The organism is Synechocystis salina LEGE 00031 (assembly GCF_015207985.1).
GTDB classification, from domain to species: Bacteria; Cyanobacteriota; Cyanobacteriia; order Cyanobacteriales; family Microcystaceae; genus Synechocystis; species Synechocystis salina.
Map to the genome: position 1 here is coordinate 54,014 of NZ_JADEVV010000017.1, position 13,146 is coordinate 67,159.

General features: G+C 49.0%; 14 protein-coding genes. 11 read left to right on the forward strand and 3 right to left on the reverse strand.

From position 1 onward, the window contains the following. Nucleotides 1-92: 92 nt before the first annotated feature. The 4 genes from pilM to IQ217_RS07790 all read left to right on the forward strand — a co-directional run bounded on the left by pilM (nucleotide 93) and on the right by IQ217_RS07790 (nucleotide 5,452). Nucleotides 93-1,196, forward strand: coding sequence for a type IV pilus biogenesis protein PilM (pilM, locus tag IQ217_RS07775; RefSeq protein WP_190596361.1), 1,104 nt, complete (start codon nucleotides 93-95; stop codon nucleotides 1,194-1,196). Between the two features lie 87 nt (nucleotides 1,197-1,283). Further along, complete coding sequence (locus IQ217_RS07780; RefSeq protein ID WP_194019507.1) at nucleotides 1,284-2,132, forward strand: PilN domain-containing protein; 849 nt, start codon at nucleotides 1,284-1,286, stop codon at nucleotides 2,130-2,132. Between the two features lie 54 nt (nucleotides 2,133-2,186). Next, the gene (locus tag IQ217_RS07785) at nucleotides 2,187-2,996 is read left to right on the forward strand and encodes a pilus assembly protein (RefSeq protein WP_190596364.1); all 810 of its coding nucleotides are present in this window, start codon (nucleotides 2,187-2,189) and stop codon (nucleotides 2,994-2,996) included. Nucleotides 2,997-3,091: 95 nt separating this feature from the next. Next, entirely contained in the window at nucleotides 3,092-5,452 is a 2,361-nt protein-coding gene (locus tag IQ217_RS07790) for a secretin N-terminal domain-containing protein (RefSeq protein ID WP_338116534.1), read from the forward strand. Between the two features lie 3 nt (nucleotides 5,453-5,455). On the opposite strand, the gene IQ217_RS07795 is transcribed toward IQ217_RS07790, so the two are convergent. Then, nucleotides 5,456-6,280 (reverse strand): FkbM family methyltransferase, encoded by an 825-nt coding sequence (locus tag IQ217_RS07795; RefSeq protein WP_194019509.1) that lies wholly within the window; start codon nucleotides 6,278-6,280, stop codon nucleotides 5,456-5,458. Nucleotides 6,281-6,298: 18 nt separating this feature from the next. Then, nucleotides 6,299-7,051: an FkbM family methyltransferase gene (locus IQ217_RS07800; RefSeq protein WP_194019510.1), complete on the reverse strand. Its 753-nt coding sequence runs from the start codon at nucleotides 7,049-7,051 to the stop codon at nucleotides 6,299-6,301. 39 nt (nucleotides 7,052-7,090) lie between these two features. Here IQ217_RS07800 and tilS point away from each other — a divergent pair, with 39 nt between their 5' ends. Continuing rightward, nucleotides 7,091-8,080, forward strand: a complete 990-nt coding sequence (gene tilS, locus IQ217_RS07805) for a tRNA lysidine(34) synthetase TilS (protein ID WP_194019511.1) — start codon at nucleotides 7,091-7,093, stop codon at nucleotides 8,078-8,080. 50 nt (nucleotides 8,081-8,130) lie between these two features. Here tilS and thrC read toward each other — a convergent pair whose 3' ends face one another. Then, complete coding sequence (thrC, locus tag IQ217_RS07810; RefSeq protein WP_194019512.1) at nucleotides 8,131-9,279, reverse strand: threonine synthase; 1,149 nt, start codon at nucleotides 9,277-9,279, stop codon at nucleotides 8,131-8,133. A gap of 284 nt (nucleotides 9,280-9,563) precedes the next feature. Between thrC and ndhC the strand changes: the two genes are divergently transcribed. From ndhC to IQ217_RS07840, 6 genes are all read left to right on the forward strand, one after another. After that, complete coding sequence (ndhC, locus tag IQ217_RS07815; protein WP_190596439.1) at nucleotides 9,564-9,926, forward strand: photosynthetic/respiratory NAD(P)H-quinone oxidoreductase subunit C; 363 nt, start codon at nucleotides 9,564-9,566, stop codon at nucleotides 9,924-9,926. 72 nt (nucleotides 9,927-9,998) lie between these two features. Then, a complete protein-coding gene (ndhK, locus tag IQ217_RS07820) occupies nucleotides 9,999-10,745 on the forward strand; it encodes a photosynthetic/respiratory NAD(P)H-quinone oxidoreductase subunit K (protein ID WP_194019513.1) in 747 nt (248 codons plus the stop codon). Then, nucleotides 10,738-11,277: an NAD(P)H-quinone oxidoreductase subunit J gene (locus IQ217_RS07825; protein WP_190596377.1), complete on the forward strand. Its 540-nt coding sequence runs from the start codon at nucleotides 10,738-10,740 to the stop codon at nucleotides 11,275-11,277. The genes ndhK and IQ217_RS07825 overlap by 8 nt, the downstream gene beginning before the upstream one ends. Nucleotides 11,278-11,371: 94 nt before the next feature. Then, entirely contained in the window at nucleotides 11,372-11,602 is a 231-nt protein-coding gene (locus IQ217_RS07830; RefSeq protein WP_194019514.1) for a hypothetical protein, read from the forward strand. Next, the gene (locus IQ217_RS07835; RefSeq protein ID WP_194019515.1) at nucleotides 11,560-12,258 is read left to right on the forward strand and encodes a Crp/Fnr family transcriptional regulator; all 699 of its coding nucleotides are present in this window, start codon (nucleotides 11,560-11,562) and stop codon (nucleotides 12,256-12,258) included. Before IQ217_RS07830 ends, IQ217_RS07835 begins: the two co-directional genes overlap by 43 nt. 130 nt (nucleotides 12,259-12,388) lie before the next feature. Next, the coding region (locus IQ217_RS07840) for a DUF2232 domain-containing protein (RefSeq protein WP_194019516.1) at nucleotides 12,389-13,146 on the forward strand (758 nt) is incomplete at its 3' end.

Sequence of the window (13,146 nt, forward strand, 5' to 3'; positions counted from 1 at the left end):
GACAGTACCATAGACTGATAGATTTTTTCCACCTCCCACCCTTACTCCTTAATAATTTTGTTTTATCATCGCCAGCGGTTACCGCAACCCCCATGTTTAGCCGTCTCACTAGCTTATTTAGCCGTAAATCCTCCGGGGTAGGGCTAGAAATTACCCCCGAAAGGGTTAATGTTGCCCAACTTACTTCCCAGGGTCAGAATTATAAACTGAGGAAATTTGGCCACGCTTCCATTCCGGAGGGAATTTTTGAGGAGGGGAAGATCGTTGATTCTCCGGCCCTGGCGGAAATTATTCAGGAACTGCTGGGCGAGCATAGCATTAACACCAAGCAGGTGGCGACGGCGGTGCCCATGCGGGAGGCCATTATTCGTATGCTGCCGGTGCCGGCGGAGTTGGACGAAAATGAATTGCGCGACATGGTGCTGAACCACGAAGCGGCCCTGTATTTGCCCTATCCCAGGGAAGAAGTGGATTTGGATTACCAAAAACTAGGCTTGTTCGAGGATGAAGACGGCATTGAAAAGGTGCAGGTGTTGTTGGTTGCCACCCGTCGGGAGGTAACCGATTCCTATCTAGATACTTTTCAGCAGGCGGGGCTCCAGGTAGATGTGCTGGAAATTAATAGTTTTGCCCTGATTAGAACCATTCGGGAACAGTTGCGGCAGTTTGGTTCCCGGGAGGCGGCGGTGCTGGTGGATATTGAATTCGACAGCACGGAAATTGCCATCATTGTGGATGGAGTGCCCCAATTTTCCCGCACAGTTCCCATTGGCACCTACCAGATGCAGAATGCCCTTTCCCGGGCGATGAATTTGCCCCCTTCCCGCAACCCAGAAATTTTGCAGGGTATGACCATTCCCGTCACCCAGTTCGACACTATGAGCACCCAAGGCACAGCGGTTAATCCCGGTATGAACGCCCTAATGCGGGTCATGGGGGAACTAACTGATGAGCTGCGGCGGTCCATCAACTTCTACCTCAACCAGAGTGAGGAATTGGAACTGGTGCAGTTGCTCTTGGCCGGTCCCGGTGGTGGTCTGATCCAATTGGACGAGTATTTCACCCAACGCTTAAGTATTCCCACTGTCAAGGTAGACCCCTTTGAAGCCCTGGCGATCGATACTGATCAGAACTTTTCTGACGTAGAACGTCCCAGTCTGGCCACGGTTTTGGGATTGGGTATCCGGGAAGCCTAGCTCCTTAGACTTGTTCGCCTTGCCCATACTTGTTAGTTACTTCACTCCTCTTCTTTATTCGATGCCATACTCCACTGAAACCCTCCCATGTATAGCCTAGACGTCAACTTTCTCAAGGACCGCAACTCTGACGTTGTTCGGTCCACCCAAACCACCAGCATTACCCTAGCGGGGGACGATCTACAGAAACAAATGCCGCTTTACATTGGGGCAGGGGTGATGGTACTACTACCTGCTTTAGCTGGGTTGGGAGTGCTGCTGATAAATTGGCAAAAGGGTGTCGCCCAGACCAATATTCAACAGTTAGAAACAGAGTTGACCCAACTACAGGGGGAACAGCAGAAAATCCAGGAAGTGCAAGCAAAAACAGCGGCGGCCCACCAGGATGCGGACGGCTTAATCGCTGTGTTTAATCAAATTAAGCCTTGGTCGGCTTTGTTGCAGGAGATTACTAATCAGTTACCCCAGGAAGTACAGTTACAAAGTATCCAACAGGAAGGAAACGTGTTGACTCTGTCTGGGTTTGCCGGGAACTACGGCGCCCTAAATGATTTTCTCCTCACTTTACAGAGTTCAAAGTTTTTACAGGCTAATAAAACTCAGTTAATGACGGCCAATGCAGCAGCTTTACCCATTACCGGGGAAGGCACAACAGCCCAAACGGGCGGCACAGAGGAACCAGAAGCTGACCAGGGCACTTCTACGGTTTTGATTCCAGCGGGGGTGAGCTACACCATCCAAACGGAAATCACTAACACCCCAGACAAAGATCTGATAACAGCATTAATTAAAAATGGGGCGGCGGGTTTAGTGGCCCGGTTTAAGTTTTTAGAGCTCAAGGGGGTATTGGATCGGCCAGCAGATGTGCCGGATGTCCCCCCTCCCCCGATTGTGGAACCGACAGGGGATGCTCCTCCACCGGAGCCGTCAAACTAGCAACCTTAATTTATTACCAACAATTGCGACTGAATTTGTTTTTAGAGGGGTGTCATGACTAGCTACAGTGAAGAGTATTCGTCAACAACGACAATTATTGATGAGGAATTTGACGCCGGGGGCAATTATCCGACGGCATTTGGGATAACTTTTACTCCCCAGGTAAGTGGCATCAGCCTAGGGATTCTTGGCTTGCTGGCCATGGGCTATGTGTTGCTCAATTTTTTCATGCCAGCTTTGGGGGAGTATCAACAACTTAAGCAAGATGAACAGGCAAAGCAGGCCGAGGTTGATCAGCAATCCCCGGAAATTTTGATGCGTCGTTTGGCTAATGCGGAGGTGCAGTTACAGGAAGCGCAGCAGAGAAAAGCAACGGTACTAGAACTCTATGCCAATAGCGAGGATTTGAACACAATCCTCTATAACTTCAACACTTTGTTCGTCGATAGGGACATGAAGTTATTGAGTTTTTTGCCCCAGGGAGAGCCGGTGGTGATTGCTGATGATAGTCTGGGGGCCAACGTCAATAATCGGCTGAAGCGGCAAACCTATACCATTTCCATGGCCGGTGGCTTTAGCCAAACCTTGGCCTTAATCAGGGACATTGAACGGCTACAGCCGCTGATTTTAATGAAAAATTTGCGGACTAGTTTGGTCAACCCAGAATTTCCAGTCAATGTGGTCAGGGATGGGGACACCGTGCAAGTACAGACCGATGCGTCGGATACTCTGACTACAGATTTAACTTTGGAGGTGTTTATGCCATTAACCCCTGAGGAGATTGCGGCCCTGACTCCCCCACCGCCGCCACCTGGCCAGGAGGGACAACCCCCAGCGGAAGGAGAAACGCCTCCGGCTCCCTAGTGGGCAATTTTACTGATAAATTATCGCTAACGGTCTTACGGTTTTTGAATAATTATTCAATAATTGATTTTAATTGGTGTGTGAGGAGCAATTCTGTGAAAAATTTTCGGTTTTGGTTAACGACGGAAATGGTAGCCTGCTGTTTACTGACTATGGCCCCCGCCCAGGCGGAAACCCTGCCCCAGTCGGATACATTTGGCGCAAATCTAGAAACGGCGATCGCCAGTGACTCGAGTCGAGATTGGCTAAAGTTTGAAAAAAATTTGGAGCAGTCCCTCAAGCAAAAAGGAGATATTGATTCTTGGTCACCATCATTGGAGTTGACTCAGACCAAATCTCTTATCAAGCCAAGGCAAAAGTTAACGAATATTGAGTTGCTAGTGCAGGAGTTGGAAGCCCTATCCGATCCCTTAGCTTTAAACTTTCCAGAACCGAACCAGACCAGTGTTGCTCAAATGGCTCCCCCCAGCCGTCCTATGCCTCCTCCCCCAGCGGGCAGTGGACAAGTCATGTTTCCCAATCCGGAAATTATTATTCAACAACAGGGTGGTGCTCCCCAGGGAGGAGCGAGAGTAGGTAATCCCAGTATTTTGTCCCCCGCTGTGCCCGTGGCTCCTGTCCGTTCTAGGGCAGTGCCCCCACCGGTGGGAGATTTGGCTATTTCCAATATCAATGCGTCCTTCGACATGATTGATCTTGGGCAAAGGGGTCAGGTTAACGTACCGAGTTTAGTATTACGAGAAGCCCCAGCCCGGGAAGTTTTGGCGGTGTTGACTCGTTATGCCGGTATGAACCTGATTTTCACAGACAATCAGAACAATGAAGGTACCCCCACCCCTGGTACTCCTCCAGGTGGACAAGATGCTCCTCCCCAAGCTCAATCCACTATCACTCTGGATATTCAAAATGAAAGTGTTCAGGATGTCTTTAACTACGTTCTGATGGCGTCAGGGCTCAAAGCTAGTCGTCGGGGTAACACCATTTTTGCAGGGGCTAGTCTGTTGCCTTCAGCACGAAATATTATTACCCGCACCATCCGGTTGAACCAAGCCAGCGCTGAGTCTGTAGCCAGTACATTGGCTTCCCAAGGGGCTGAAGTGAATATTCTCTTCGAGGGCCAAGAAGATGTCCAACTCGCCGAGAACGCTCCGCCAAGGGTAATTAAGCAGCCTCCTACCCTAGTTCCCTTAACTGTTCAAAAACCAGCCAACGACTCTTCAGTTTTAATCCTGGAAGGGTTGGTAGTTAGTACTGATCCACGCTTGAACACTGTAACTTTGGTGGGCGAACCCCGTAATGTGGAATTGGCTAGCTCCATGATCACGCAAATGGATGCTCGCCGTCGCCAAGTGGCAGTGAACGTCAAAATTATTGACATTAACCTAAATAATATTCAAGACTTCAACAGTAGTTTTGCTTTTGGTATTGGCAACAGTTATTTTGTGCAGGATCGAGGCACGGCACTAATGCGATTTGGCGATGGAGCACCGCCACAAGTACCTGATTTAATTACTCCCATAGGTAGAGCCAGCAATCCTCCTGTACTGCCCAATCCGTTTGCAATCGATGACCCAAACATATTTTTCGATCCTAGCAACCCCATAAATTTCATCGTACCGAATCCACCATTTGGCAGTAACCTCCGTCCGTTATCAGAACCTGGCGGCCCCGAAAGATTCTTTGGTCCCCAGTTTTTTTATCCCGGTCTCCCCGCGAATGCAGCTAATCCATTCTTGCCAGGAATTACTGAGTTTGATGCTGAAGACGGGACAATTACCATAGATCTTCCTTCTTTTTATGAACCGCCCAGGAGTTTTCAGGCAGAGATCATATCCCAAATTCAAAGTGGTAACGCTAAGATTTTGACGGATCCGACCCTAATTGTTCAAGAAGGAGAATCAGCCCAGGTCAAACTAACGGAATCTGTCATTGCCAGTGTTAATACCGAAGTTGATACCCAAGGTAACACGGCGGTAAGGACTATCACTCCCGTACTAGAAGATGTGGGCTTGACATTAAATGTTATCATTGACCGGATTGATGATAATGGTTTTATTACTTTACGGGTTAATCCTATTGTTGCTTCCCCTGCTGGGCAGGAAACTTTTGATAGTGGCGCCGGAGCTATTAACGAGATCACTCTGATCAATAAACGTGAACTCACTTCCGGTCAGGTACGACTCAGGGACGACCAAACATTTATTCTCTCAGGAATTATTTCAGAAATACAGAGAGCAACCACGAGTAAAGTGCCTATTTTAGGAGACCTGCCGGTAATTGGGGCTCTTTTCCGTTCTTCCTCCGATCAAACTGACCGATCTGAAGTAATTATATTGTTAACTCCTAAGATCATCCCCGATAGTACGGAGGCTCAGTTTGGCTTCCGTTACAATCCTGATGCGGCAACGGCGGAATTCCTCAGACAAAAAGGATTCCCTGTTCAGGCTCAGCCCTAATTACTATCGGGAAACTAAGATATTTACCAGCCGTTCCAGCAAATTAACTCGATAAAAGGGTTGACAGATCTGGGATAGCTGGTTTTCTTTGGCTTGATAATCTTTGAAAACAATCACGTTGCCGTAAACACTTTCGGAAGGAAAAAGCTTTTCTAGCTCGGTTACTTCTAGTTGATGAAGATCAAAAACTATTTCCTTGCAGTCCGGGGCGAAATCCAACAAAATTCCCTGGCCGTAACCGAGGGTTTTTAATAATTTCAGAATGTTTAATGTATTTTGGAAAAATTCTGGGGCCCAGCCTTTTTGATTTTGTCCACGATTTACTCCCCCGCCATACTCAAACATCACCACAGCGGGTATAAGCTTTTCGTCTAAGTTTTCTAACTGTTGAATAATTGTCCATTCCCAACCTTCAATGTCGAGTTTTAGACAAGTTATTTGCTCAATTTGTTGTTGATTTACTAAAGTTTGCAGGCTGATGGTTTTTACCTGGCGAGCCTGCCCAGAAGCACCGAACCATTGAGGGGAAAGGGAACTAAAATTGCTGTTGAAGATGCCCGCAAATTTACCAACATAAAGAGTTTGTTCTCCATTTTGATTAGACAAACAAACAGGTAAAAGAGTTAATTTGGGATGCTCCGCTAATTTTTTTAATGCTTTCACTGGTAAAGGCTCGATCGCCAAACTCTTAAAATTCAACTCAGCAAAAATTTGACAATAAAAGGCAAAGGTTCCTACCCCCACATCAATGCATACTCCCTGGCGCTGGGGATCAACTTCCGGTAAAAGTTGGGCTAATAGGGCTTGGCAACAGGGTTCAACACGCATAAGTGGGGTTTAAAAGCATTAATCGGGACGTAAAAAGAGGGCATTGAGATAGCGCACATGGCCATCCGCAGCGACCACTTGATCCAGATTGCCAGCATACCGTAGTCCGAGATTGTCTAACAGTGGGAAAATATCTCGAAATTGACATTGCCCCTCATAGAGACCATCCAGGGAAATTTCTAAGATACAAGCCTTAGCTTGGCCCAATATTTTTTCTCCGCCCCGAATTACTCGGTCTTCGTAACCTTGCACGTCGATTTTTATCAATAATTCCGGCAGTAATTTTCTTTCAAATTGTGCCATTTCCCCATCAAGGGTTGATTGGCGGACGATAATTTTTTCCTGCTCCCGCACCATGGGATACAAACTTTCGCAAAGCTCCGTAGTTGGCAAGAGGGACGAAGAAGCGGTAAAAAGCACATGGCTATTAATTTCCAATTGATCCACCCGATCGCCGAGGGCCAAGTTGAAAGTACGAACCCGGTTTTGCTGGCGATCGCCCCATTGTCGGAGTTGTTGATAGGGCAGGGGCAGAGGCTCAAAAGCAAAAATTTGGGCTTGGGGGAAGTAACGGCGCATTTTTGCAGCAAATTGTCCCTTGTTGGCCCCAATGTCGATAATGGTTTGGATATCTAACTGTGTGACTCCCAGCAGGCGACTGTCCCAACTAGGGGTCAGTAAATTGCCCACAAAATTAAAAAAATTATCACTACAACGACGAAAAAAGGGGCTACTCAGTAGCGTATTGGCTCTGGGGTTATTATTTGGCATTACCCTGGGAAAGTTGAAATAAAAGACAGAACAGAATAGATGGTTTGGACATTACTGCATAGTCGGCTCCATCAATGCTTGCAACAGCGATTTCCTCAATTAAGAGCAAGTCGCATCCTCGTAGCGGTATCGGGGGGACAAGACTCCCTCTGTTTACTGCATCTCCTTAACGATTTAACCAAACAATGGCAGTGGCATTTGGCCGTAGCCCACTGTGACCACCGTTGGCCCACTGATGAAGGTATTGCGGATCACGTACAGCGCCTTGCCCAAGGTTATAAATTACCCTATTTCCAACGGGATGCCCAAAATTTACCTCAGACTGAAGCAGCGGCCCGCCATTGGCGTTACCAGGCCCTCACGGCGATCGCCATTGAAGAACATTTTCCAGTGGTGGCGACGGGACATACCCAGAGTGATCGGGCAGAAACGCTGCTATTCAACTTAGTGCGGGGTAGTGGCAGTGACGGTTTGCAGGCAATGAACTGGGTGAGGGATTTGGCCGAGTCCCACTCAGGAAAAACTCCGATCAAGTTAATTCGTCCCCTATTGGAAATTAGCCGTCAAGAAACGGGGGATTTTTGCCAGCAAGAAAAATTATCGGTGTGGGAAGATGTGCTGAATGAAAAATTAACCTATCGCCGTAATCGCATCCGGGGAGAACTTATTCCCTACCTCCAGAAACACTTTAATCCCCAAGTGGAACAAAACTTAGCCCAAACGGTGGAATTGTTAACGGCAGAAGTAGCCTATTTGGAGCAAATTAGTGAGGAATTTTATCAAACTTTAGTCCAATCGGATCAAAAAAGCCTAGATCGCCGTCGGCTCAGTCAACAACCGTTAGCTTTGCAACGACGCATTATTCGCCAGTTTTTACAAAATTGCCAATCTAAGACTGCCAATTTTGCCCAGATCGAACAGGTGGTGAATTTAATTAATGCCCCCAACCGTTCCCAAACTTCCTCTCTACCAAAGCAGGGAATAGTGAGGGTGGAAGGGAATTTTTTAAGGTATTTAACTGTTGACTAATCCCCCTTAGCCCCCCTTAAAAAGGGCATTAATTCCCCAAGGTTTCCCTTTCAAAAGCCCATGGCCTTAGCAACCACATCTAAATCTGGCTTCAGTCCAGCCTTAACCTCATTGCCACTGTTATTGACCGCACAATCTGGATCTTTTAAACCATTACCCGTCAGCACACAAACCACCGTGGCGCCAGCGGGGACTTGATCCTTACGTTTCAACAAACCAGCTACGGAAGCGGCACTGGCGGGCTCACAGAAAACCCCTTCCTCGGCGGCTAGGATGCGATAGGCTTCCAAAATTTCCCCATCGGTGACGGGGTGAAATTCCCCATTGCTGGCTTTGGAAGCGGCCCAGGCTTTGTCCCAGTTGGCAGGATTACCAATGCGAATGGCGGTGGCTAGGGTTTCGGGGTGGCTAATGGGTTGGCCTTGAATGAACGGGGCCGATCCGGCGGCTTGGAAGCCCATCATGCGGGGGAGGCGATCGCCTTTGCCCAGCTCTTTGTATTGACAAAAACCCATCCAGTAGGCGGTGATGTTACCGGCATTGCCCACGGGGATGCAGAGCCAATCGGGAGCTTGGCCGAGGACATCGACAATTTCAAAAGCAGCGGTTTTTTGCCCTTCCAAGCGGTAGGGATTAACAGAATTAACCAGGGTGACGGGGTAATGTTCCGATAACTGGCGCACCGTAGTCAAAGCATCATCAAAGTTGCCGTCAATGGCAATTACCTCCGCCCCGTAAATTAAAGCCTGACCTAGTTTTCCTAGGGCAACATAGCCATCGGGAATGATCACAAAAGCCCGCAAACCGGCCCGCCTGGCATAGGCCGCCGCCGCCGCTGAAGTGTTACCCGTGCTAGCACAAATTACCGCCTTGGCCCCTGCTTCCTTGGCCTTGGAAATGGCCATAGTCATGCCCCGGTCTTTGAAACTGCCAGTGGGGTTCAGACCGTCGTACTTGACAAACACTCTTACGTCCTTGCCAATACGCTTGGCGATCGCCGGGGCGGGAATGAGGGGAGTATTACCCTCCAACAGAGTCACCACCGGAGTTTGGTCGGACACCGGCAAATAGGGACGATAGGTTTCAATCAATCCACGCCAACGACAGGCCGAACTCTGGGGACAGACGGGGGTAGCACTGGGCAACACTGTCGAATTTGGGGCGGATGGAGGCATAGTGAAAGAATGACAAAAAATCATGGCGGGCCATGGCCCAGGGTTCCATTCTACAAAACAGCGGGCACCGAAATGTCGATCGCCTCAGAATTGGATTATTGCCCAAACGATTAATAAACATAGGTTAAACATATAGTTCAGGCCTTGGTCTGTCCTGGTTGGAGTCCTATAATCAGGAAAATTGGCAAAATGCCCCCAGGCGATCGCCCACAAGTCCGGTAAGCTTGACCCAGGTATAACCCTTTGTGGGGCAACACCGCTGGAACACCCCCCTGACCACCATTAGCCGTGAGGAGACCATTGGCCCTGTGTTTGTTTTAACCGGTTACGAATATTTTCTTGGCTTTCTCTTTATTTGCTCCCTGGTGCCAGTGTTGGCCCTGACTGCATCTAAACTCCTCCGCCCCAGGAGTGGTGGCCCGGAACGGCAAACCACCTACGAATCCGGTATGGAGCCCATTGGGGGAGCCTGGATTCAATTCAATATCCGCTACTACATGTTCGCCCTGGTGTTTGTGGTCTTCGATGTGGAGACGGTGTTTCTTTATCCCTGGGCCGTTGCCTTTAATCAGTTGGGCCTGTTAGCCTTTGTAGAAGCATTGATCTTCATTGCCATTTTGGTGGTTGCCCTGGTCTACGCTTGGCGCAAAGGGGCTCTGGAGTGGTCCTAGAAGTATTAGTAGTTGCCACCAATCCATTGTCCTTGCCTTGCCTGACCTTTCTATTGTCTTCTCCCATTTCCTATGAGTCCCAACCCTGCTAACCCCACTGACCTGGAACGGGTCGCCACAGCCAAAATTCTCAACCCCGCCAGCCGTAGTCAGGTCACCCAAGACCTTTCAGAAAATGTCATCTTGACCACGGTGGATGATCTGTACAATTGGGCCAAACTTTCTAGTCTCTGGCCCCTGTTATATGGCACCGCCTGTTGCTTCATTGAATTTGCCGCCCTGATCGGCTCCCGCTTCGATTTTGACCGCTTTGGTTTGGTGCCCCGTTCTAGCCCCCGGCAAGCGGACTTGATTATCACCGCCGGAACCATCACCATGAAAATGGCCCCCGCCTTGGTGCGTCTCTATGAAGAAATGCCAGAACCGAAATATGTCATTGCCATGGGGGCCTGCACCATTACCGGTGGTATGTTCAGCAGTGATTCCACCACAGCAGTAAGGGGGGTGGATAAGTTAATTCCGGTGGATGTGTATATTCCCGGTTGCCCTCCCCGCCCAGAAGCCATTTTTGATGCCATTATTAAACTGCGTAAAAAGTTGGCCAACGAATCTATCCAAGAACGGGCCATTACCCAACAAACCCATCGCTACTACAGCACTTCCCACCAAATGAAAGTGGTAGCACCGATTTTGGATGGCAAGTATTTACAACAGGGTACCCGTTCCGCTCCCCCTCGGGAGTTGCAGGAGGCCATGGGAATGCCTGTGCCTCCCGCTTTGACCACCTCTCAACAAAAGGAGCAATTAGACCGTGGCTGAGGAAGTAAATACCCCCAATGAAGCTGTTGATCCCCAAGAGGAGACGGCGATCGCACCTGTGGGCCCCGTATCCACCTGGCTGACCACCAATGGCTTTGAGCACCAGAGCTTAACGGCGGATCACCTGGGGGTAGAGATGGTGCAAGTGGAAGCGGATTTGCTTCTGCCCCTCTGTACGGCTCTGTATGCCTATGGGTTTAACTATTTACAATGCCAGGGAGCCTACGACGAAGGGCCCGGTAAATCCTTGGTGAGTTTTTACCATCTGGTGAAGTTGGCCGAGGATACCCGTAACCCGGAAGAGGTGCGTCTGAAGGTATTTTTACCGAGGGAAAATCCCATGGTGCCTTCGGTGTACTGGATTTGGAAAGCGGCGGACTGGCAAGAGCGGGAATGCTACGACATGTTCGGCATTGTCTATGAAGGTCACCCCAATTTGAAACGGATTTTAATGCCGGAGGATTGGGTAGGCTGGCCCCTGCGCAAGGATTATATTTCCCCTGATTTCTACGAGCTCCAGGACGCCTATTAGTCCTGTCTGGCCACAGCAAAATCAATTTTTAACTCCCCCTTTCCCCCACCGTTGACAATGGTCTCAAAACTTTGGGGGAATATTTTTGCATTGTTTGTCCCCATCCGGTCCCATCGGCGATCGCCAACCATTTCTTTGTGTGTTTGACTCTGGTCAACTTGATACTGTTGTCGGCCTTATGTATTTTGAAATGAAGAAATGCGGTGACTTCAGCCATTGTTTGGCAGAATTGAAGGACGCAGCCGACCTGTTCAAGGTCATCAATATTAGGGAAAGATGTTTATGGGCAATAGTCCCCAAAATTCAGAATTTACTGAACGTTTAAGGCAAGAAGTACCCTTTTTTGAAGGATTTGGGCTGGAAGTATTGCAAGAAACCATTGTCCATGTTTCCATTCGCAGCCATCCAGCAAACCAAGTTATTCTCCTCGAGCATGACTGGGGCGGTTCAGTCTATTTTGTCATGGATGGCTGGGTTAAAATCCGTACCCACAATGTGGATGGTCGGGAGGTAACCCTCAACATTGTCGGTCGAGGAGAGATTGTGGGGGAAATGGCGGCGATCGAAGAAGCTCCCCGTTCCACTGATGTCATTACCCTTACTCCGGCGGAAGTCTGCAGCGTGCCGGCGATGGAGTTTTACAATTTTCTCAAAACTGAATCAATGGCGGGCATTCGTTTAGCCCAGATTATCGCCCGTCGTTTGCGGCAACTTAACCGTCGTTTGCGGCTGAGGGAGGCAGAAAGTTTAACCAGGGTGGCGGATACCCTCCTGTTTTTGGCGGAAGGTCGGGGGCGGGATACGGGCAAAGGGGTAATTATTCCCAATTTGCCCCACCGGGAATTGAGTAGTATTAGTGGGTTAGCGAGGGAAACGGTGACCCGTTGCCTAACCAAGCTGGAAAAACGGGGCTTAATCCATCGAGAGTCGGATTTTATTAGTGTGGCCAATCTCAAGGATTTGGAGGATCTAATTTCTTGAGCAAAGGAAATTTAGCTCCGGTGGCATCACTGATCGCCGAAACAGATTATGTCACACTAGGTGGGTTGGGCTTGTTGCTGTAGAACCCCGTATTGAGTGGGCCCAAAGTTATATCCGAAAAACTTTTTCCATGGCTTTTCCTGCTGACCGATCGCCAGATACTGAGATTAACAATGTTGTGAGTGACTCCGGAGAAGTGGCGGAAACCGCAGACGACGATAACTGGGTTGATGCGGAGGACGGGGAGACGGAGGCGGTAGCTTCCACCCAGGAATTACCCTTGAGCCGCCAACAGCCAGTGTTGAAATCCCCCCAAACCCTAGCCATGGTGGAAAGTGCTTTTCTGGCTAGCATGGTCAGCATTATTTGGCTGATTAATTATTATTTTCCCATTGGCCCCCTATTGCGGATTCTGTTTCCCATCCCCCTGGCACTGGTTTATCTGCGTTGGCGATCGCCAGCGGCTATTAAGGGCATGATTGCGGCGGGATTATTGCTGTCGGTCTTGATGGGCCCAACCCGGAGTGTGGTTTTTGTCATTCCCTATGGGCTGATGAGTTTGCAATTGGGATTCTGCTGGGTGAGGAATGCCTCCTGGGGCTTTTCCATTTTTACCGGTGCACTCATTGGCACCTTTGGCTTCTTCTTCCGCTTTTGGCTATTTTCCTTTCTACTGGGGGAAAATCTTTGGCAGTACGTAATGGGACAGATCACCAACTTGGTTGATTGGCTATTTTTACAATTCAATATTTTGGCCCAGCCGGACGTGCTCTTGGTACAACTTTTGGCAGTGGCTATGGTTTTCCTCAACAGTCTGATTTATATGGTGGCAGTGCACTTAACCGCCCTCTTAATCTTGGATCGTCTGGGTAATCCCATTCCCCGCCC